Source organism: Herbaspirillum sp. GW822-FHT03A08 (assembly GCF_058801885.1).
Genome location: NZ_JBXANR010000001.1, coordinates 376,900 through 396,629 on the forward strand (window position 1 = coordinate 376,900; position 19,730 = coordinate 396,629).

General features: G+C 58.2%; 17 protein-coding genes and 1 tRNA gene. 8 read left to right on the forward strand and 10 right to left on the reverse strand.

Annotation, left to right across the window (positions count from 1 at the left end; genetic code table 11):
• Positions 1–160 precede the first annotated feature (160 nt).
• From AC1RN6_RS01800 to AC1RN6_RS01835, 8 genes are all read right to left on the reverse strand, one after another.
• Positions 161–1,240 carry a LacI family DNA-binding transcriptional regulator gene (locus AC1RN6_RS01800; protein ID WP_493002615.1) on the reverse strand — a complete coding sequence of 360 codons (1,080 nt, stop codon included), beginning with the start codon at positions 1,238–1,240 and terminating at the stop codon, positions 161–163.
• A 347-nt stretch (positions 1,241–1,587) separates the two neighbouring features.
• Complete coding sequence (locus AC1RN6_RS01805; protein WP_493002617.1) at positions 1,588–1,818, reverse strand: formate dehydrogenase subunit delta; 231 nt, start codon at positions 1,816–1,818, stop codon at positions 1,588–1,590.
• Between the two features lie 39 nt (positions 1,819–1,857).
• A complete protein-coding gene (gene fdhD / locus AC1RN6_RS01810) occupies positions 1,858–2,691 on the reverse strand; it encodes a formate dehydrogenase accessory sulfurtransferase FdhD (RefSeq protein WP_493002619.1) in 834 nt (277 codons plus the stop codon).
• 174 nt (positions 2,692–2,865) lie between these two features.
• The gene (fdhF, locus tag AC1RN6_RS01815; protein WP_493002621.1) at positions 2,866–5,745 is read right to left on the reverse strand and encodes a formate dehydrogenase subunit alpha; all 2,880 of its coding nucleotides are present in this window, start codon (positions 5,743–5,745) and stop codon (positions 2,866–2,868) included.
• A 45-nt stretch (positions 5,746–5,790) separates the two neighbouring features.
• On the reverse strand, positions 5,791–7,347 hold the full coding sequence (locus tag AC1RN6_RS01820) for a formate dehydrogenase beta subunit (protein ID WP_493002623.1): 1,557 nt from the start codon (positions 7,345–7,347) through the stop codon (positions 5,791–5,793).
• Positions 7,344–7,823: a formate dehydrogenase subunit gamma gene (locus AC1RN6_RS01825; protein ID WP_493002624.1), complete on the reverse strand. Its 480-nt coding sequence runs from the start codon at positions 7,821–7,823 to the stop codon at positions 7,344–7,346. The genes AC1RN6_RS01820 and AC1RN6_RS01825 overlap by 4 nt, the downstream gene beginning before the upstream one ends.
• 73 nt (positions 7,824–7,896) lie before the next feature.
• The gene (locus AC1RN6_RS01830) at positions 7,897–8,181 is read right to left on the reverse strand and encodes a hypothetical protein (RefSeq protein WP_493002625.1); all 285 of its coding nucleotides are present in this window, start codon (positions 8,179–8,181) and stop codon (positions 7,897–7,899) included.
• A 112-nt stretch (positions 8,182–8,293) separates the two neighbouring features.
• Positions 8,294–9,937, reverse strand: a complete 1,644-nt coding sequence (locus AC1RN6_RS01835; RefSeq protein ID WP_493002627.1) for an OFA family MFS transporter — start codon at positions 9,935–9,937, stop codon at positions 8,294–8,296.
• 164 nt (positions 9,938–10,101) lie between these two features.
• Here AC1RN6_RS01835 and AC1RN6_RS01840 point away from each other — a divergent pair, with 164 nt between their 5' ends.
• Complete coding sequence (locus tag AC1RN6_RS01840; RefSeq protein WP_493002629.1) at positions 10,102–11,169, forward strand: substrate-binding domain-containing protein; 1,068 nt, start codon at positions 10,102–10,104, stop codon at positions 11,167–11,169.
• A 40-nt stretch (positions 11,170–11,209) separates the two neighbouring features.
• Here AC1RN6_RS01840 and AC1RN6_RS01845 read toward each other — a convergent pair whose 3' ends face one another.
• Complete coding sequence (locus AC1RN6_RS01845) at positions 11,210–12,124, reverse strand: LysR family transcriptional regulator (RefSeq protein WP_493002631.1); 915 nt, start codon at positions 12,122–12,124, stop codon at positions 11,210–11,212.
• 101 nt (positions 12,125–12,225) lie between these two features.
• Between AC1RN6_RS01845 and AC1RN6_RS01850 the strand changes: the two genes are divergently transcribed.
• The 3 genes from AC1RN6_RS01850 (at position 12,226) to AC1RN6_RS01860 (ending at position 15,138) form a co-directional block, all read left to right on the forward strand.
• Positions 12,226–13,302, forward strand: coding sequence for a tartrate dehydrogenase (locus AC1RN6_RS01850; protein ID WP_493002633.1), 1,077 nt, complete (start codon positions 12,226–12,228; stop codon positions 13,300–13,302).
• A 108-nt stretch (positions 13,303–13,410) separates the two neighbouring features.
• Entirely contained in the window at positions 13,411–14,430 is a 1,020-nt protein-coding gene (locus AC1RN6_RS01855; protein ID WP_493002634.1) for a DctP family TRAP transporter solute-binding subunit, read from the forward strand.
• 306 nt (positions 14,431–14,736) lie between these two features.
• Positions 14,737–15,138, forward strand: a complete 402-nt coding sequence (locus AC1RN6_RS01860) for a surface-adhesin E family protein (protein ID WP_493002635.1) — start codon at positions 14,737–14,739, stop codon at positions 15,136–15,138.
• Positions 15,139–15,171: 33 nt separating this feature from the next.
• On the opposite strand, the gene AC1RN6_RS01865 is transcribed toward AC1RN6_RS01860, so the two are convergent.
• Positions 15,172–17,127: an APC family permease gene (locus tag AC1RN6_RS01865; protein ID WP_493002636.1), complete on the reverse strand. Its 1,956-nt coding sequence runs from the start codon at positions 17,125–17,127 to the stop codon at positions 15,172–15,174.
• 138 nt (positions 17,128–17,265) lie between these two features.
• On the opposite strand from AC1RN6_RS01865, the gene AC1RN6_RS01870 reads away from it, so the two are divergent.
• The 4 genes from AC1RN6_RS01870 (at position 17,266) to AC1RN6_RS01885 (ending at position 19,728) form a co-directional block, all read left to right on the forward strand.
• Positions 17,266–17,352: transfer RNA gene (locus AC1RN6_RS01870), tRNA-Leu, on the forward strand.
• A gap of 521 nt (positions 17,353–17,873) precedes the next feature.
• Positions 17,874–18,638 carry a beta-ketoacyl synthase chain length factor gene (locus AC1RN6_RS01875; RefSeq protein ID WP_493002638.1) on the forward strand — a complete coding sequence of 255 codons (765 nt, stop codon included), beginning with the start codon at positions 17,874–17,876 and terminating at the stop codon, positions 18,636–18,638.
• A 34-nt stretch (positions 18,639–18,672) separates the two neighbouring features.
• On the forward strand, positions 18,673–19,464 hold the full coding sequence (locus AC1RN6_RS01880; RefSeq protein ID WP_493003491.1) for a lysophospholipid acyltransferase family protein: 792 nt from the start codon (positions 18,673–18,675) through the stop codon (positions 19,462–19,464).
• A gap of 3 nt (positions 19,465–19,467) precedes the next feature.
• On the forward strand, positions 19,468–19,728 hold the full coding sequence (locus AC1RN6_RS01885; protein ID WP_050475909.1) for a phosphopantetheine-binding protein: 261 nt from the start codon (positions 19,468–19,470) through the stop codon (positions 19,726–19,728).
• Positions 19,729–19,730 lie beyond the last annotated feature (2 nt).

The following is a 19,730-nucleotide window of genomic DNA, read 5'->3' on the forward strand; positions in this document are numbered from 1 at the left end:
GACTTGCAAACATCCTCAATAAACGGCTTTCGCCCTCTTTACTGCTTCTCTTCTTTACAGCTTGTTTTTATATCGGACTGCGTTGCCTTGCCGTCCGATTCTTCTGTGCAGTTCTGCATCGCTCGTGCATTTTTTGTCTCTGGTATCGGTTCCAGAATAATTAAAAAATCTGATCTCTCGTTTCCTTCAACGCCCCTGCCGACAAGCTTGAACCGCGCTGGATCAGACGGCCGTCCAGCAAAATTTCCCGACGCGGAGCATGCTCTCCGTGGATGCGCGCCAGCAAACGTTCAATGGCGGCAAAACCGATTTCGTACGTCGGCTGCTCAATCGTGCTGATGCCGCTGCCCACCAGCGGCGACCACGACAATTCGTCGAAACACAGCAAGCCGACATCTTCGGGGAAACGCAACTTCATGCTTTGCAGCGCCAGTGCAATCTGCAATGACACCATGCCGTTACCGGCCAGAATCGCTACTTTTCCTGCGCCACGTTTTGCTTTGCGCCGCTTCAGAAAATCTTGCAGCATCGCCGCAACATGGCCGGGCTGATCAATGTGCACTTCCAGCGTCTCGCCTTCACAATCAGGTCTTTCGGCCAGCGCCTGCAAGAATCCTGCTTGCCGTCCCTGCCTTGAACTCACGCCATATAAGGGCTGCACCACCAGTCCGATATCGCTATAACCGCTCGTCAGCAAATGCTCGGTCGCCATGCGCGCCGCTCTGACGTTGTCGAGTCCGACCAGATCGAAATCACAACCATCTATGCGCCGGTCCAGCAGGACCACCGGAAATGCCACGCGTCCCAGCTCTTTCAGCGGCGTCACGTTGCGTCCTTGCGTATTGAACAGCAGACCTTCCACGCTATAAGAATGCAAAGCCGCCAGCGACTGCAGTTCGCGCTTTTCATCGTTACCGGTATTACACAACATCAGGGTATAGCCATGCTCCTGACAGGCTGCTTCGGCGCCGTTCAGGACGGCGACGGAATACGGATTCAGAATGTCCGCCACCAGCATCCCGATGAGCCGTGTGCGCCCGCCTTTCAGGCCGCGCGCCATCTGGCTGGGCTGATAACCGAGCCGGGCAATTGTGCTGCGAATCTGTTCGCGCAGGGGCTCCGACAAGGCGTCAAGCTCGCCGCCGAGATATCTCGAAATACTGGTCTTCGACACACCCGCTTCGCGTGCGACCTGGGCAATCGTGACCCTGCCCGCGCCAACGCCGCGCATGTGTTGCATATTGGATTTTTGTCTCACTCTACCTGCCAAATCGTTGATTGTTATCTGCTGATACATCGGCTGATTTGTTCTACGGGTTCCCAGGTTTCTTTTTTTATGATGAATCTTTGGAACCGGTTCCAAGATAGCAGTGCAAAAATCCTTTTGCAAACTATTTCACATGAAAAGTTTGATGAAAAAGGATGAATGAAAAAGGCCGTAACGCATAAAAATGTGCGTCAGGAAATTGGTGCATAGCGGCATTTTGGAGTACCAATGCCGCCCTTGCATTACCTGTCAGACGAATGAGAAATCAATATGGTGCCGCGCTACAAACCTATGCGGCAGAGCTTTTAAGAAACCGAAAATCAGGCCGGCTGCAAATCGGCAACATGCGACTTCACAGCCGCCAGCACGATCTCGCTGAGTTCGGAACCGCCCTCTTGCTCTACGTACGCAAGCAAGGCGCGGCGCATGCGAGGCTCCCAGAAACGTTTGATATGCGCGGCCAGATCGTTCTCCGCCTGCGCACGATCGGGCATCGTCGAGAAAAACGTGCCGATCTGGTTGGCCATCTTGATCAGGTGCGGAAGATTCATGATGTTGTCTCGTGTTGGGATATTGTTGTCAGGTCGATGTTAAATCAACCGATGCGGGCCGGCGTAGACGACATGGCCCTGCCGGCGCACGAAGCCGATCAGCGTCACGTCGGTTTCCTTGGCCAGCCGGATCGCCAATGCCGTCGGTGCAGAAATCGCAGCGATGAAGCCGATGCCGACGGTGGCCGCCTTTTGCACCATTTCATAACTGGCGCGGCTGGTGATGATGACGGCGCCGGCAGAAAAGTCTTGCTTGTCTTCCGCCAGCGCGCCGATCAGCTTGTCGAGCGCGTTATGGCGGCCGACATCTTCACGCACCAGCTTGATCTTGCCGTCGCGCCCCAGCCATGCGGCTGCATGCGTGGCGCCGGTTTGCTGCTGCAATTCCTGCTGCGACTGCATGGACTCCAGTGCGGCGTGCAAGGTCTCCGCTGAAAAACGCAAGGCATCGGCCTGCACTGCTGCGGGATGACGCACAGCCTGCTCCAGCGTTTCCGCCCCGCACAGACCGCAGCCGGTGCGGCCGGTCAGATTGCGGCGCTTTTCCTTCAGCGCGACAAAACGTTCCGTCGCGACGTTCATCTGCACCTGGATGCCTTCCGCACCCTGCACGATCTCACAATCGTAGAGTTCGCTCGGGTCAGCCAGAATGCCTTCGGTCAATGAGAAGCCCAGCGCAAAGTCTTCCAGATCGGCCGGCGTCGCCATCATCACGGCATGCGAGATTCCGTTGTATTCCAGCGCGATCGGCACTTCTTCGGCAACGACGTCAGTAATGACTTCTCGCCGGCCGTCGCGCCACTTCTCCACTTCGACCTGTGCCGCCGTAGCGAACTCAGTATCTGCCGGCGATGGGATGGGACATGCATTCATTGACTGATCTTCTTTCAAACCTGCTTCTGCTACTCAAAAATAAACTAAGAAAAAAACAATCTACGTCTAAACAATCACCGTCGTCCCGGTGCACGCTGGAATCCAGTGACGTCAGGCGCTGCCTCAGTCTGCGTAACGACGCTGGGTCCTGACTTTCGTCAGGACGACGTCAATTTATTTAGTTACCAAGGGCTCCTGAGGAGCCTTCTCGCCTTTCAGCAAACCGAGCTGTTCACGGTTGAACTGTTCGTAATGCTGTTGCCATTCGGACGGCTGCGATACCGGCATGACCTGCACTGCCGTCACCTTGTACTCGGGACAATTGGTCGCCCAGTCAGAGTTGTCGGTGGTGATCACATTGGCGCCCGATTCAGGGAAGTGGAACGTGGTGTAGACCACGCCCGGCTGCACCCGCTCGGTCACCGTGGCGCGCAATACCGTCTGCCCGGCGCGTGACTCGATGCCGACCCAATCGCCTTCGCGCACGCCGCGGTCTTCGGCGTCGTGCGGATGGATTTCCAGGCGGTCTTCATCGTGCCACTGGGAGTTCTCCGTACGGCGCGTCTGCGCACCGACGTTGTACTGCGACAAGATCCGGCCCGTAGTCAGGATCAGCGGATAACGCTGCGTCACCTTCTCATCAGTCGCAAAGTACTGCGTATTGAGGAACTTGCCCTTGCCGCGGATGAAGCTGCCGATATGCATGATCGGCGTGCCTTCCGGCGCGGCTTCGTTGCACGGCCACTGGATGCTGCCGAGGCGTTCCAGCTTGTCGTAGCTGACTCCGTGGAAACTCGGCGTCAGAGCGGCAATTTCATCCATGATTTCCGAAGGATGATTGTACGGCATCGGGTAGCCGAGCGCTTCGGCCAGCGCCACGGTGACTTCCCAGTCGGATTTCCCCGACTTCGACGGCATCACCTTGCGCACGCGCGAGATGCGGCGCTCGGCGTTGGTGAAGGTGCCATCCTTTTCGAGGAAGGACGAACCTGGCAGGAACACATGCGCATATTTGGCAGTTTCGTTGAGAAACAAGTCCTGCACCACGATGCATTCCATTTCCTGCAGCGCGGCGGCGACGTGCTGCGTGTTGGGGTCGGACTGGACGATATCTTCACCTTCGCAATACAGCCCCTTGAAGCTGCCGTCCATCGCAGCGTCGAACATATTGGGAATGCGCAAGCCCGGCTCCGGATTGAGCGTCACACCCCAGGCTTGCTCGAACTGGGAACGCACCGTCGAATCGGAAATGTGCCGATAACCCGGCAGCTCATGCGGGAACGAGCCCATGTCGCACGAACCCTGTACGTTATTCTGACCGCGCAGCGGATTGACGCCGACACCTTCGCGTCCGACGTTGCCGGTCGCCATCGCAAGGTTGGCGATGCCGATCACCATGGTGGAACCTTGCGCATGCTCGGTCACGCCCAGGCCGTAATAGATCGCACCGTTACCGCCGGTAGCAAACAACCTCGCCGCGCCGCGCAGTTCGTCCGCCGGCACGCCGCAGACAGCGGACAGGGCTTCCGGCGAGTTATCCTCGCGCAGCACGAACTCTTTCCATTGCTCGTAGGATTGGACGTCGCAGCGTTCGCGAATATATTCCTCGCTTTGCAGACCTTCGGACATGATCACGTGCGCCAGCGCGGTGATGACGGCCACGTTGGTACCGGGCCGCAGCTTGAGATGATAGTCGGCCTGGATGTGCGGCGACTTGACCATCTCGGTGGTGCGCGGATCGATGACGATCAGCTTCGCGCCCTGGCGCAGGCGGCGCTTCATCTGCGAGGCGAATACCGGGTGCGCCGACGCCGGGTTGGCGCCGATAATCATGACGACGTCGGACTTCATCACCGAGTCGAATGTCTGGGTGCCGGCCGACTCGCCGAGCGTCTGCTTGAGGCCGTAACCGGTCGGTGAATGGCAGACGCGTGCGCAGGTATCGACGTTGTTGTTGCCGAAAGCGGCGCGCACCAGCTTTTGCACCAGATAGGTTTCTTCGTTGGTGCAACGCGACGAGGTGATACCGCCTATCGAATCCTTGCCGTGCTTGGCCTGGATCCGGCGGAATTCGCTGGCCGCATATGTCAGCGCTTCTTCCCAGGATACTTCGCGCCACGGGTCGCTGATCTTGCTGCGGATCATCGGCTTGGTGATGCGGTCCTTGTGCGTTGCATAGCCCCAGGCGAAACGCCCTTTGACGCAAGAGTGGCCGTGGTTGGCCTTGCCATCCTTGTACGGCACCATACGCACCACTTCGTTACCCTTCATCTCCGCCTTGAACGAGCAGCCCACGCCACAGTAAGCGCAGGTGGTGACTTTGCTGTGTTCGGCCTGGCCCATCATGATCACGGTCTTCTCGGTCAGCGTCGCGGTCGGACAAGCCTGCACGCAGGCGCCGCAGGAAACGCATTCAGATTCCATGAAAGTATCCATCTGCCCTGCCGAGACGCGCGACTCAAACCCGCGACCGCTGATAGTCAGCGCGAAGGTGCCTTGCGTTTCTTCGCAGGCGCGCACGCAGCGATTGCAGACGATGCATTTCGATGGATCGTAAGTGAAGTAAGGATTCGACTCATCCTTCTTCATCTCCAGGTGGTTGTCGCCGTCGTAGCCGTAGCGCACCTCGCGCAGGCCGACGGTGCCGGCCATGTCCTGCAATTCGCAATTGCCGTTGGTCGGACAGGTCAGGCAATCGAGCGGATGGTCGGAGATATATAGCTCCATCACGCCGCGCCGGATATCGGCCAGCTTGGGCGTCTGCGTCTGCACCTTCATGCCGGATTCGCACGGCGTGGTGCAGGAGGCGGGATAGCCCTTCATCTTGCGGCCGTCCTTGCCCTCAATCTCGACCAGGCACAGGCGGCAGGAGCCGAAGGGTTCCAGACTATCGGTGGCGCATAGTTTGGGCACGTTAATGCCTGCCTCCACCGCGGCCCGCATCACCGATGTGCCGCTCGGCACCGTGACGGCGACGCCATCGATTTCAAGAGTAACTTCTATCTCGGAGACACGCGCCGGCGTGCCGTAATCTGTTTCGTTGAGCTGGTTCATGGCAACAACTCCTTGCTGAATGCGTAGATGCGTAGCGAATAAGGTTCAGGCGGCTTTTTCAGTCGGCGAACCGAAATCTTCGGGGAAATGGTTCAGCGCCGACAGCACCGGATACGGCGTCAGGCCGCCCATGGCGCACAGTGAACCGTTGAGCATGGTGTCGCACAGGTCGCGCAGCAGATGCACTTGCTGCGGCCGGTTGTCGTTGGCGATGATCTTGTCGATCACCTCGACGCCGCGTGTCGAACCGATGCGGCATGGCGTGCATTTGCCGCATGATTCGATGGCGCAAAACTCCATCGCATAGCGCGCCTGCTGCGCCATGTCGACGCTGTCATCAAACACCACCATGCCGCCGTGGCCGACCATTGCGCCGATGGCGGCAAAGGCTTCATAGTCCAGCGGCGTGTCAAGTTGCTGCGGTGGCATGTACGCACCCAATGGACCGCCCACCTGCACCGCGCGAATCGGACGGCCGCTGATAGTGCCGCCGCCGAAGTCTTCCAGCAGCTGGCGCAATGTCAGGCCGAACGCCTTCTCGACCAGGCCGCCGTATTTGACATTGCCCGCCAGCTGGAACGGCAACGTGCCGTGCGAACGGCCCACGCCATAATTCTTGTAAAACGCCGCGCCGCGCGCCAGTACGATAGGCGCCGTCGCCAGCGAGATCACGTTATTGATGACGGTCGGCTTGCCGAACAAACCCTCCAGCGCCGGCAGCGGCGGCTTGGCGCGCACCACACCGCGCTTGCCCTCCAGGCTTTCCAGCAAGGCGGTCTCTTCGCCGCAGATATAAGCGCCGGCACCCATGCGCACTTCCAGACGGAAGGCCTTGCCTGAGCCGAGGATGTCGTCGCCCAGATAGCCGTTCTGACCAGCGGTGGCGATCGCTTCGTTGAGCGCAGCGATGGCGTGCGGATATTCGGAACGTACGTAGATGTAGCCCTGCGTCGCGCCGACCGCCAGACCGGCAATCGTCATGCCCTCGATCAGCACGAATGGATCATCCTCCATCACCATGCGGTCGGAGAAAGTGCCGGAGTCGCCTTCATCGGCATTGCAGACAATGTACTTCTGCGCCGCTTGCGCGTTCGCCACCGTCTTCCATTTGATGCCGGTCGGGAACGCCGCGCCACCACGTCCGCGCAAGCCTGAATCCAGGACTTCCTGCACGATGGCTTCGCTGCTCATGCCGATTGCACGTCGCAGTCCGGCATAGCCTTCATGCGCCAGATAGTCGATCAGCGACACCGGATCGGTGATGCCGACGCGGGCAAAGGTCAGGCGCTCCTGATTTTTCAGATAAGGAATGTCGTCGGTCAGTCCTCGGGCCAATGCATGCGATCCGCCCTGCAGAAAACCCGCATCGAACAAACTCGCCACGTCGGCAGGATCAACCGGACCGTAAGCGACACGGCCTTGCGCGGTCGCCACCTCAACCATGGGCTCCAGCCAGAACATGCCGCGCGATCCATTGCGCACGATGTTGATCTCAATGCCGCGCTTTTCCGCTTCGCCGGAAATCGCTGCGGCAACCTCATGGGCGCCCAGAGCAATGGCAGCGGAGTCGCGGGGAACGAATACAGTTAAATTCGCACTCATGGCGCACCTCGCTTGCCTTGCAGCAGACGGTCCAGCTTGTCGGCGCCGACGCGTGCATGGAGTTCGCCATCGACTACGACATTCGGGCCGCAGGCACACAAGCCCAGACAGTACACAGGTTCAAGCGTGAACTGGCCGTCGGGGGTGGTTTCGTGGAAGGCGCAGCCAAGCGCTTTCTCGGCGTGCCTGGCCAATGCTTCGGAGCCGACCGACTGACAGGCTTCAGCGCGGCAAACCTGGATCACATGCTTGCCGGCGGGCTGCTGGCGGAAGTGATGGTAGAAGGAAATCACGCCATGCACTTCGGCACGTGACACGTTCAGCGCGTCGGCGATCATCGGCACGGCATCGGCCGGCACGAAGCCGACGGCATCTTGAATCCCATGAAGGATAGGCAACATCGCGCCGGGCATATGACGGCGCGCGGCAATCACATCCCTGACTGCGCCGACGTCGAAAGGCTGTTCTCTGTTCATTGTTTCGTCTCCTGCTGAACTGCTGAATAGCTCCGGTTTGTTGTTTTATGGTCCGGGCCGTGGAAATACGCGCTTAGCCTCGCCGCCTGACTTTGATTGGAACGAGACGTTGCTGCGGGTGCTGTGATTGCGCTGCTTTTTTACGCGCCGCCGACAACAAGCCGGCAGCAATAGATACGGCGATCCCTGCCTGCACGAGCGGCATGGCAAAGTTCAGAAATCCGGGGAAGAAAATACTGCAGAGCGCAACTGCCAGGACTGCAGCGGCAGAGATGATGCAAACAATCAGAGGTGCAGGCGCTGCGCTGAAGAGCGTTGCGGCACGCTGTCTGATCGATGAGTGAGCTAGCGGTTTCATGTTCTCCCTGCCTATCAAGATGCATCGGGTTGGTACAGAACACTTCTGGTGAAACCGGCTGCCGCAAGAATTTATTCTTGCAGCAGCCTTACTACTTTACTGCAACGCTAAATTACTTGAACAACACCGCAGTCTTTTGCAGCGTCAGGGCGATGCCCCACACCAGCGGAATACCGACTGCCAGCCATGCAGCACCGATCAGCGCAGGATTGCCGCCGCGACCGACTTGCGACAGTTCTGCATCGGACATCGTTGCATTGCTGTCGGACGACGACTTCTCGTGCGCCAGTTGCTTTTCACGGGCCAGTTCTTCCGGCGTCATGAAATGCTTCGCAGCGACAGGACGGACCAGCAAGTTGCAGATCAGACCCAGCACCAGCATGCCTGCCAGGATGTACATCGTGGTGTTGTAAACCTGATCGCGCGGCATGCCCAGCGACAGCTGATATTCACGCATGTAGTTCACGACGACAGGTCCCAGGATGCCGGCGGTCGCCCATGCCGTCAGCAGACGGCCGTGGATCGCACCAACCATTTGCGTACCGAACAAGTCGGCCAGGTAAGCAGGCACTGTTGCAAAACCGCCGCCGTACATCGACAGGATCAGGCAAACAGCACCGACGAACAGCGCGATGCTGCCGGCCTTGGCCGACCATGGCAGGCTGACGTACAGGATGAAGCCCAGTACGAAGAAGATCACGTAAGTCATCTTGCGGCCAAAGAAGTCGGAGCACGATGCCCAGACGAAACGGCCGCCGATGTTGAACAAGCTGATCAGACCGGTGAAACCTGCCGCAATCGCCGCAATCGCCGCCTTTTGCTCAAGCGACAGATCGCTGAAGCCGACGTTGACACCCAGCAGATGCCCGCCGAATACTTCTTGCAGCATCGGCGACGAGATGCCGATCACGCCGATACCAGCCGACACGTTCAGACACAGCACCAGCCACACCAGCCAGAACTGAGGAATGCCCCAGACCTTGCTGACGTGCACGTGGTTTTGCGTGATCATGGTGTTGTTGGTGGTTGCCGGAGGCGTCCAGCCGGCCGGCTTCCAGCCGCTTGGCGGGACGCGGTAGCCCAGGGCGCCGGCCATCATGAAGATGAAATAGATGACTGCCATGGCAACGAAGGTTTCCCACACGCCGACCGAAGTCGGGGTAGCGAAGTGCTTCATCAGCTTGTCGGCCAGCGGGCTGCCAACCAGCGCGCCGCCGCCGAAGCCCATGATCGCCATACCGGTCGCCATACCGCGACGGTCCGGGAACCATTTGATCAGCGTCGACACCGGCGAAATGTAGCCGAGGCCGAGACCAACGCCGCCGATGACGCCGGAGCCGATCCACATGAGCCAGATCTGGTGGGTATATACCCCCAGTGCAGAAATCAGCAGGCCGCCGCACCAGCACAATGCCGAGACGACACCGGCCTTGCGCGGTCCGGCGCGTTCCAGCCAGCCGCCCCAGATCGCCGCGGAAACGCCGAGCAGGACGAAGAACATGGTGTACATCCAGCCCAGCATGGAGATCTTCCAGTCGCAGGTCGTGGAGAACACCTGGTCGAAAAAGCCGCTGCCCGGCGCACAGGCGATCGACTCTTTAATACCGAGCGACTTGGACAACGGCAGCCAGAAGACGGAAAAGCCGTAGGCCATGCCGATACACAGGTGAATTGCGAGTGCGGCAGGCGGAACCAGCCAGCGGTTGAAGCCAGGCTTGGCTATGGTGTGTTCCTTTTGCAGGAAATCGAAGGCCATTATTCCCTCCTCTTTAATGTTGTGGGGCGGCAATTATATGCAAGTCGAACGAATTCGGCTATTTATGCAAATAATTGCCTATAGTTTTTATGTACTACGCGTGCTACCGCGAAGGTATCATTGAAATCCGTCGCCCTCAATATGCTATTTATTTCATATTTATCATGTATAAAGTTCGCATCAAACCTCACTGGGAAATCGCTCACGGTGAAGAAACGCCTCTCGACACCACGGATTTGCTCAATCTGTTAACTGCGATTCAACAGAGCGGCTCCATCGCCAAGGGCGCCGAGCAATTGCGCCACTCTTACCGGCATGCCTGGGGCCTGCTGCGAACTTCGGAACAATTGTTTGGGCACAGCCTGATTGAGAGCGGACGTGGCCGCGGCACCACACTGACGCCGTTCGCCAGCAAATTGCTGTGGGCCGACCGCATGGTCAGCGCGCGGCTGTCGCCCACGCTCGACAGCCTGGCATCGGAACTGGAAATCGAACTCGGCAAGACCGTCGAAGGCAAATCCCAGACCGTGCGCCTGAACGCCAGCCACGGCTTTGCGGTTGCCGCCCTGCTCAATCAGTTCAATCAGGCCAAGCTGCCGGTGGAAGTGCGCTATCGCCACAGCACCGACGCCGTGGCGGCGTTGTCGCGCCAGGAATGCGACCTGGCGGGCTTCCACGTGCCGCTGGGGGACTTCGAAAAGCCGGCCATCGCTACCTACGCAAAATGGCTCAACAAGCGCAGCGATTGTTTAATACATCTGGCGGTGCGTAATCAAGGTCTGTTCGTCGCGCCGGGTAATCCCAAACAGATACATGACTTGTCCGACCTCACTCGCACCGACCTGCGCTTCGTCAATCGAGAAGCCGGCTCCGGCACACGCATGCTGCTGGAACTGATGCTGGCCGGACGAGGTATCTCGCACAAGAAAATCAATGGTTTTGAAAATACCGAGTTCACGCACTCGGCAGTGGCGGCCTTCATCGCCAGCGGCATGGCTGACGTCGGCTTCGGCGTGCAGACGGCATCGCAGCGTTTTGGACTGGATTTCATCCCGCTGGTGCGCGAGCGTTATTTCTTCGCCCTGCCGACCGCGTCGCTTAACGATCCGCTGGTGCAGGCCGTGGTCAATATTCTGCAGTCACCCACATTCCGCAGTGTGGTGGACGATCTGGCGGGTTACGACGGCGCCGATACCGGCAAGATACAAAGTTTGCAAGAAGCGTTCGGCTGACGCTGCGGGAAGTTGGCGGGAAGTCTGCCTAAAAGCCTGCCTAACGCGCCTGGACATTGAGATGCTTCTGCAGGAAGCGCACGCACTCCCGCACCTTGGCGGAATTCTTCAACTGCAGCGGATAGACCGCGCACAGATCCGCCTCCTGAAAATACCCCGGCAACACGCGCACCAGGCTGCCGTCCTTGAGGCTGGCGGCGACATCCCAGATCGAGCGCAGGATGATGCCGTGCCCGTCGACTGCCCACTGATGAATGATCTCGCCATGGTTTGAAGCCAGACCGCCGGCAACCTTCACCGTCTCTGCGCCTTTCGGTCCCATCATGCGCCAGATGCCGAACGACTGATTGCGCTCGCGGATCACCAGGCATTGATGCTGCGTCAGATCGGACAAGGTCTGCGGCATGCCGTGACGTTGCAGATATGCCGGACTGGCGCATAGCACGCGCTGGCTGGCGATGATGCGCTTGGCGAACAGATGCGGCTCATGCACCGGCCCGACCCGGATGTCGAGGTCGAATCCTTCATTGATCATGTCGACCTGGCGATCGAACAATTCCAGCTGAATCCGCAGACTGGGATGCAGCCGCGCAAATTCGGAAATCAGCGGCGACACATATTTGCGTCCGAGGGCGAAGCTGGTGCTGATCTTGAGCAAGCCGCGCGGCACCCGCTTGGCGGTACTGACGGTTTCGATCATCTGATCGACGTCGTCGAGAATGCGCCGCGCCCAGTCGTGCACGTTGCTGCCGTCTTCCGTCATGACGACGCTGCGCGTGGTGCGGTGAAACAAGCGCACGCCCAGCGCCGCCTCCAGCAAGGCAATCCGCTTGCTGATATAAGCGGGAGATGCGCCCAGTTCCTTGGCGGATTCGGCAAAACTGTTCTTGCGCGCCACGGTACAGAACAGGCGCAGGTCTTCCAGCAAAGGGGCGGCAGCGGATTGATTGTTCACGATTCGTGTTTTATGAAGTAACCGATTCGTGAATTATAGCGACGTGTGGCGCACGCAATAGCGTTTATGATTTCCGTTCGGTTTTTAAAGGAGCAGAGAACATGACCAGACATAAAGTAGCTGTCATCGCCGGCGACGGCATCGGACAAGAAGTCATCCCCGAAGGCTTGCGCGCCGTCGACGCCGCAGCAAAAAAATTCGGTATCGATATCGAGTACACCCATTTTGACTGGGCGCATTGCGGCTACTACGCCCAGCACGGCAAGATGATGCCGGACGACTGGTTCGATCAGTTGAAGGGATTTGAAGCGATTTTCTTCGGCGCCGTCGGCTGGCCCGCCACCGTACCCGATCACGTGTCGCTGTGGGGTTCCCTGCTGAAGTTCCGCCGCGATTTCGACCTGTACGTCAACCTGCGCCCGGTGCGCCTGATGCCCGGCGTGCCCTGTCCGCTGGCAGGCCGCAAACCCGGCGACATCGATTTCTATGTCGTGCGCGAAAACACCGAAGGCGAATACTCCTCCATCGGCGGCCGCATGTACGAAGGCACCGACCGGGAAGTCGTGATCCAGGAATCGGTCTTCACCCGCCACGGTGTCGACCGCATCCTGAAATACGCCTTCGACCTGGCGCAAAGCCGTCCGAAAAAGCATCTGACTTCCGCCACCAAGTCCAACGGCATCGCCATCACCATGCCCTATTGGGACGAGCGCGTCGAAGCCATGGGCAAGAACTACGGCGAGGTCAAATGGGACAAGTACCACATCGACATCCTGACCGCGCATTTCGTGCTGAACCCGCAGCGTTTTGACGTGGTGGTCGCGCCCAATCTGTTCGGCGACATCCTGTCCGATCTCGGCCCGGCCTGCGCCGGCACCATCGGCATCGCGCCGTCGGCCAACATCAACCCTGACCGCAAGATGCCCTCGCTGTTCGAACCGGTACACGGTTCAGCGCCCGACATCGCCGGCAAAAACATCGCCAACCCGGTCGCCACGATCTGGTCCGGCGCGATGATGCTGGACTTCCTCGGCAACGGCAATCCGAAGTACAAGCAAGCCCACGATGCCATTCTGAGCGCCATCGAAAAGGTGCTGGTGGAAGGACCGAAGACTGCCGATCTTGGCGGCACAGGCGACACCACGGCAGTCGGCAAGGCCATCGCTGCAGCCATCTGATGGCCTGATGATTTAGCGACGGCAATACGTCCGGATGCGGATCGCGCTCACAAGAAGCGCGACCGCATCATCCAAACGGATGCAGGCAATATCAACGGAGGAGACCCCATGCAACACTGGAAAGCCATCGTAGCAGCCATCACCACCACCGCAGCATTCGCCTTCAGCGCACAAGCACAAACCGCGCAGCAACCCATTGTCATCAAATTCAGCCACGTCGTCGCCACCAATACGTCCAAGGGCAAGACGGCGGAATATTTCAAGAAGATTGTCGAAGAACGGACTGCCGGCCGGGTCAAGGTCGAGGTCTATCCGAATAGCCAGCTCTACAAGGACAAGGAAGAGCTGGAAGCCTTGCAAATGGGCTCGGTGCAATTGCTGGCGCCGACCTTCGGCAAATTCGGTCCGATGGGCCTGCGTGAATTCGAAGTATTCGACCTGCCCTACCTGTTCGACAACATGGCGCAGGCGCAAAAAGTCACCCAGGGGCCGATCGGTCACGCCCTGCTCAAGAAGCTCGACAGCAAAGGCCTGACCGGCCTGGCCATGTGGGACAGCGGTTTTCTCGACTGGACTTCCAACAAGCCGATCATGAAACCGGCCGACATCAAGGGCATGAAGATCCGCATCCAGTCCTCTAAGGTAATCGACGCGCGCACCCGCATCGTCGGCGCACTGCCGCAGGTGATGCCATGGTCGGAGATCTATCAGGGATTGCAGACCGGCGTGGTCGACGGCCAGGAAAATCCACCGTCCATCGTCAGCACCGCCAAGCTGTTTGAGGTGCAGAAGTTCATGACGATTTCCGAACACGGCTATCACGGCTACGTGTTCATCGCCAACAAGCGCTTCTGGGATGCGCTGCCTGCAGACATCAAACCGATTATGGACAAGGCCGTAATCGACGCTACCGAGTACTTCAACAGCAACGCGAAGAAGGAAAACGACGACGCGCTGGAAGACATCAAAAAAACCGGCAAGATGAAAATCCTGACCATGACGCAGGAAGAAAAGAACGCGTGGAAAAAGATCCAGTACAAGGTCCACCGCGAGATGGAAGACCGCATCGGCAAGGACCTGATCCAGTCCATCTACAAGGAAATCGGCCGCACGCCGGACGGCAAATAACCGCAGCCGCGCCAACCGTGTCAAGCCCGGGCCGACGAATCCCATGGATCGTCGGCTTTTTTACACCATTGGTATTTTCCGAAATACAGCGCCGTCATGCCGTGTTAGCATTTGCCGCTTAAAATAAGCTGACATTTCCATTACGATCATGAAGGTCCGGTTCACGTATTTCACCGCAGCACTGAGCGCCCATGCGCTGCTGTGGTCGGTTACCTTGCTGATCATGCTGGAAGATGACGCCGCCATGCTGGCGTTCATGTTTTCTTGAAATATCTTCCAACATCCACCGAATTCACTGAACGGGACATGATGAAATTTGCTGTGCTGGCGTTGCTGCTGGTGTCGAACCAGGTTTTTGCCGCGCAATGGTCATTGCTCGGCGACAACGACCTTGGCACCTTCTTTGTCGACAAATCCAGCATTAGCCGCAGCCGCGGCGTCACGCAGGCCAATATCCTGCTGAACTGGAACAAGCCGCAAATGCTGCAGGGCCACGGCAAATATTATTTGTCGGAAGTGTCCATCGCTTATCTCGACTGTGACGACAAGCAAATCGGTTTCGGTAGCCGCACCATGTATGCCAAGGCTGACGCCCAGGGCGGCGCACTGTTCTCCCCTTACCTTGCCTATGGCGACGTCAAACTGCAAGACACAGTGCCCGGTTCGACCGGCGCGCAGATGATCAAGACTATCTGCAGCCTCAAATAAAAAGAGCGTTTCGTAAAACGCTCTTCTTGTCCGTCAGACCTTCATCGGCAGAATCACCATCTGCAAACCGTCAAAGTGCAGCCTGCGCTGGATCGCCAGCGCCGCCTGGTTGTGCAACAGGCGGATGAACCAGTTGTCCTGCTCAAAAATCAGCTTGCTGGTAAAGAAAATCGCATTCGGATATTGCTTGCTGATGTCGTAGCAAAGCTTGGTCACCTCCTGCACGGCATCGGTGCCGAAACCCAGGAACGAGGTCGACGCCATGCCGTGGCTGCGGCAGAAATCCACAAAAAACTGCAAGGTCGCATTGGCCTCGGCACGCATCTGTTCCACCGCGCCCTCACCGCCATAGGCGTGTGAATCGACCGTGCGCGCATTGACGAAGATGAAGTTCTTGAAGTGATTCGGAAACATCCGCTGCACCCATAGCAAGGCATGCAAACCTCCGCCGCGCGAAGTGCCGACGATGAAGACCGCGGTCTGATCAACCGGATCCGGTTCAGCCGTATCCATGCTCGTGCCGAAGGGCTGGCTGGAAAAGATCTGGTCGACCGAACGGATCGCTTCCTTGGTGTCGCGGTAGTGATTACGGATATAGATGCACAGCGCAGAAATGGCCGCGATAATCACCGCCGTCGCCCAGCCGCCTTCAAACAGCTTTTCGAACAGCAGCACAGTCAGAATCGAGGCGCAAATCACGAAGCCGACCAGCGACAGCAGGAAGCGCCGCTTCCAGTGCGCCAGATGGCGGCGATGACGCCACCAGTAGCGGCACAGGCCGAACAGTGAAATAGCGAAGGTCAGGAACACAGAAATGGAATACAGCACGATCAGCAGCGTCACGCTGCCCTGCGTCCAGAACAGAACGATCAGTGCGGCAATACCCATGACCAGGATACCGTTCTGCGTAACCAGCCGCGTCGACAGGTAACGAAACTTGTGCGGCACCCAGGAATCCGCCGCCATGTTCGACAACACCGCCGGCCCGCCGAGGAAACCGGTATTGGCCGCGACGAACAGCAAACCCGCTTCAAACGCCAGCACCACCGCCAGCAGGATATCGTTGAGCCACTGGCTGCCGCTGCCCATGCTGTTGATGATCAGCCGGAACGTGGTCGCATTGAGCGTCTCGCCATCGACGTGACGCGCATCCCACAACAGATACAGCAAAAAAATCCCGCCCGCCGTGAACGCCAGCGACAAGGCCATATAGATCATCGTCACCTTGCCGGTGCGCACGCGCGGTTCGGCCAGCATGTTGACGTTGTTGGAGACGGCTTCCAGCCCGGTATACGTACCGCCGCCCTGCGAATACGCCAGCAGCAGCATGCTCGCCACACCGGCCCAGCCGATATTCTGCGCCAGCGTGCCGGTATCGCTCAGCGTGGAAGGCACCAGCGCCGGCAGATATTCCGCATGGACGAAGATACCGTAGACGATCAGCACCAGATGCGTCGCGACGAAACCCAGGAAGATCGGCAGCAGGAACTGAATCGCTTCTTTCAGCCCGCGCAGATTCAGGACGATCAGCATGCCGACGAAAAAAGCTTCGGCCCACAATTTGTAATCCTGGAAGCCAAGCGGCAACAGGGACGCCAGCGCATCTACACCGGAAGCGATGGAAATGGCGATGGTCAATACATAGTCGAGAATCAGCGCGACGCCGGAAATCAGGCCGAGATAAGGGCCGACCAGTTTGGTCGCCACCCGATACCCGCCGCCACCGGTAGGAAACAGCTCAATGACCTGGTTGTAGGCCAGCGCAATGATAAAGACGGTCAGCGCCGTCGCCAGCGCGAGGTAAAGACCGAGATGAGTGTGTTCACCCAGGGCACGGAAACTTTCTTCGGGACCATAAGCAGACGATGACAAGCCATCCGCCCCCAACCCCACCCATGCCAGAAAAGCGACCAGCGCCAGAGAATGGCGGGTCTCGCTTTTCAGCGGATCCAAGGCCTTGCCCAACAAAATTTCCCGAATCTTCAACATGCATTCATGTGCCACATACTTCGACAATTTTCGATCAAGCGGCGATGATACCTGTTTGTACCGCAGCGCGGCATGAGCAAAATTGCATGAGGGTCTTGCCCGTGTTCTCAAAATCCGTCATAATCGCGGTCTTGCGTTGCCGGGATGGCGGAATAGGTAGACGCACGGGACTCAAAATCCCGCGGTGGTGACACCGTGCCGGTTCGATTCCGGCTCCCGGCACCAGCACTTAAATGTGCTGATGGAGCAGGCAGTATTGATGCAGTACAGAAATCGTCAGCAAAAATTCAGATAGCGATGAATCTGCAAAACGAAATGTGCGACATGAACGATAGGCAGTCTGGTAGCAAGGCAATCTGAACAATTGCAAGCGTTCTCTGCAATCTTGGCGATCTGATTCAATTCATTGAGCGTCGGCGTTGCAGGAACAAAACAGGTAGGTACGATAACTCGTCCCTGCCTTTTTTTTGGCCTAAATATTCATCCCGAAATAGAAATTTGTAGCGACTTTTATCGTAATATTTGATTTACTTTTTTTAACGATCAATAAGCCGGCTCTCGTTATCACATTAACAAAAAATGCGAGGGGGTCGCAGCGATTATCAGACAATCGGATCAGTTGGCAGGATTGCTTGCCGGAGTGCCTTAACCGCCCCCGGACGCCGATAACGACTGCCCTATCTGATTAACATAACGATAACGTTTGCGAAGAGAGCATGGGCAATCGACAGCATTCGAATAGAAATATGCGTTTTGGGGATGTCAGTTTTTCTGTCGCATCGCATACGGCTTGGGCGCCTGGTTTAGACACCGCTGCCGCATGGCTGGAGTGGGCTCACGACCGGAAACAAGCATCTGAGCCTGGCGAACCCAAAGTCAAAGACATGCCCCCGATGCTGCGCCGCCGCGCCAGCCCGACCGGCAAAATGGCGCTGGAGACAGCCTATCAATGCCTGCCGGCGCAATCCGCCATCCCTGTCATCTTCGCGTCCCGTCACGGCGAATGCGCGCGCTCGGTCGAGTTGCTGGTGGAACTGGCCAACAATGCGCCACTATCCCCTGCTTCATTCAGTCTCTCCGTACACAACGCCAATGCCGGCCTGCTCTCCATCGCGCGCGGCGATCGCGGCAACAGCATCGCCATCGCCGCCGGTCCGAGCACCGTCGAACACGCCTTGATCGAGGCCTGCGGCCTGCTGGCGGACGGCGCCCCGCAAGTCTTGCTGGTCATGTCGGACAGCCCGCCGCCACCTGCTTTCAGCGGTTATAACGATTGCGCGGAACAAGGCTACGCCTGGGCGTGGCTGTTGGAAGCCGCGGACGAGGATGCGGCTGGCAGCACAGACGAATACTTTTCACTGTCCTGGTCCGCCGCCGATCAGGATGGCGCGACAATGAATCTTGCTGCCGCACCGGCAGGACTGGATGTCCTGCGCTTCTTCCTGCGTCGCGATACCGAGCTGGCGCGTATCGCCAATGGGCGCAACTGGCGCTGGAGCCGCCATGCTTGACTGGTTGAATAAGCGATCAGGCAAAAAACTGATCATGCATTCGACGAAACGATCGACCGGGCAGCAAACCGCCCTTTTCAACAAATACTGGCGAGTATGTGGGACGGGAATCAGTTTTGCTGCCTTTGGCGCCGGCGGGCTGGTATTGCGATTGGCGATCTTCCCCCTGCTCAACCTTCTCGTACGCGACCAGGAGCGGCGCATCCTCTGGTCGCGCCGCATTATCCGCCTGTCTTTCCGTGCGTTCGTCGAACTGATGCGCGCGCTGGGCGTACTCAGCTATGAGATCACCGGCCTTGAAAGACTGCAGCGCCGCGGCCTGCTCATCCTCGCCAACCACCCCAGCCTGATCGATACCGTCTTGCTGATGGCGTTCGTGCGCCAAGCTGACTGCATCGTCAAGGGCGCCTTGTGGCGCAATCCCTTTACCCGCGGCCCGGTCCGGGCGGCCGGCTATATCAGCAATGAAGACGGTCCGGAGCTGGTTGACGCCTGCATCGCTTCGCTGCGCAGTGGCGGCAACCTGATCATTTTCCCCGAAGGCACGCGTACTCCCGCCGACGGCAACATGATATTCAAGCGCGGCGCGGCCAATGTTGCCGTACGCGGCGAATGCGCAATTACCCCGGTGATTATCCGTTGCACCCCGGGAACGCTCGCCAAAGGTAACAAATGGTGGAAAGTGCCGCCAACCATGGCACACTTCAACATCGAAATTCAACAGGATATCGATATCAGGGAAGTGACCGGCAAGGCCGAGAACCCGACCCTGGCAGCGCGCCAGCTCACGTACTACCTGCAAAACTATTTCATGAAAGAAAGCTAGGCGATGCCAAGACTTGACGAAGAAATCAAAGAACTCATTATCGAAGTTCTGCAACTGGAAGACATCCGTCCGTCCGACATCGATTCCGCCGCCCCGCTGTTCGGCGACGGACTGGGATTGGACTCCATCGACGCGCTCGAACTCGGCGTTGCGCTGCAAAAACGCTATGGCGTCGTCTTATCCGCGAATTCTGAAGAAACCCGCAAGCACTTTGCCTCGGTTCAATCCCTGGAAGCCTTGATCGCTAATCACGCCAATAAGTAAAG

Excerpts from the sequence above, each read along its gene's own strand:
- AC1RN6_RS01825 (WP_493002624.1), bottom strand. The coding sequence starts at position 7,823 with ATGAACAGAGAACAGCCTTTCGACGTCGGCGCAGTCAGGGATGTGATT.
- AC1RN6_RS01800 (WP_493002615.1), bottom strand. The coding sequence starts at position 1,240 with ATGCAACACATGCGCGGCGTTGGCGCGGGCAGGGTCACGATTGCCCAG.
- AC1RN6_RS01860 (WP_493002635.1), top strand. The coding sequence starts at position 14,737 with ATGATGAAATTTGCTGTGCTGGCGTTGCTGCTGGTGTCGAACCAGGTT.
- AC1RN6_RS01835 (WP_493002627.1), bottom strand. The coding sequence starts at position 9,937 with ATGGCCTTCGATTTCCTGCAAAAGGAACACACCATAGCCAAGCCTGGC.
- AC1RN6_RS01850 (WP_493002633.1), top strand. The coding sequence starts at position 12,226 with ATGACCAGACATAAAGTAGCTGTCATCGCCGGCGACGGCATCGGACAA.
- fdhF (WP_493002621.1), bottom strand. The coding sequence starts at position 5,745 with ATGAACCAGCTCAACGAAACAGATTACGGCACGCCGGCGCGTGTCTCC.
- AC1RN6_RS01840 (WP_493002629.1), top strand. The coding sequence starts at position 10,102 with ATGTATAAAGTTCGCATCAAACCTCACTGGGAAATCGCTCACGGTGAA.
- AC1RN6_RS01875 (WP_493002638.1), top strand. The coding sequence starts at position 17,874 with ATGCGTTTTGGGGATGTCAGTTTTTCTGTCGCATCGCATACGGCTTGG.
- AC1RN6_RS01855 (WP_493002634.1), top strand. The coding sequence starts at position 13,411 with ATGCAACACTGGAAAGCCATCGTAGCAGCCATCACCACCACCGCAGCA.
- AC1RN6_RS01820 (WP_493002623.1), bottom strand. The coding sequence starts at position 7,347 with ATGAGTGCGAATTTAACTGTATTCGTTCCCCGCGACTCCGCTGCCATT.
- AC1RN6_RS01865 (WP_493002636.1), bottom strand. The coding sequence starts at position 17,127 with ATGTTGAAGATTCGGGAAATTTTGTTGGGCAAGGCCTTGGATCCGCTG.
- AC1RN6_RS01830 (WP_493002625.1), bottom strand. The coding sequence starts at position 8,181 with ATGAAACCGCTAGCTCACTCATCGATCAGACAGCGTGCCGCAACGCTC.
- AC1RN6_RS01805 (WP_493002617.1), bottom strand. The coding sequence starts at position 1,818 with ATGAATCTTCCGCACCTGATCAAGATGGCCAACCAGATCGGCACGTTT.
- AC1RN6_RS01880 (WP_493003491.1), top strand. The coding sequence starts at position 18,673 with ATGCATTCGACGAAACGATCGACCGGGCAGCAAACCGCCCTTTTCAAC.
- AC1RN6_RS01885 (WP_050475909.1), top strand. The coding sequence starts at position 19,468 with ATGCCAAGACTTGACGAAGAAATCAAAGAACTCATTATCGAAGTTCTG.
- fdhD (WP_493002619.1), bottom strand. The coding sequence starts at position 2,691 with ATGAATGCATGTCCCATCCCATCGCCGGCAGATACTGAGTTCGCTACG.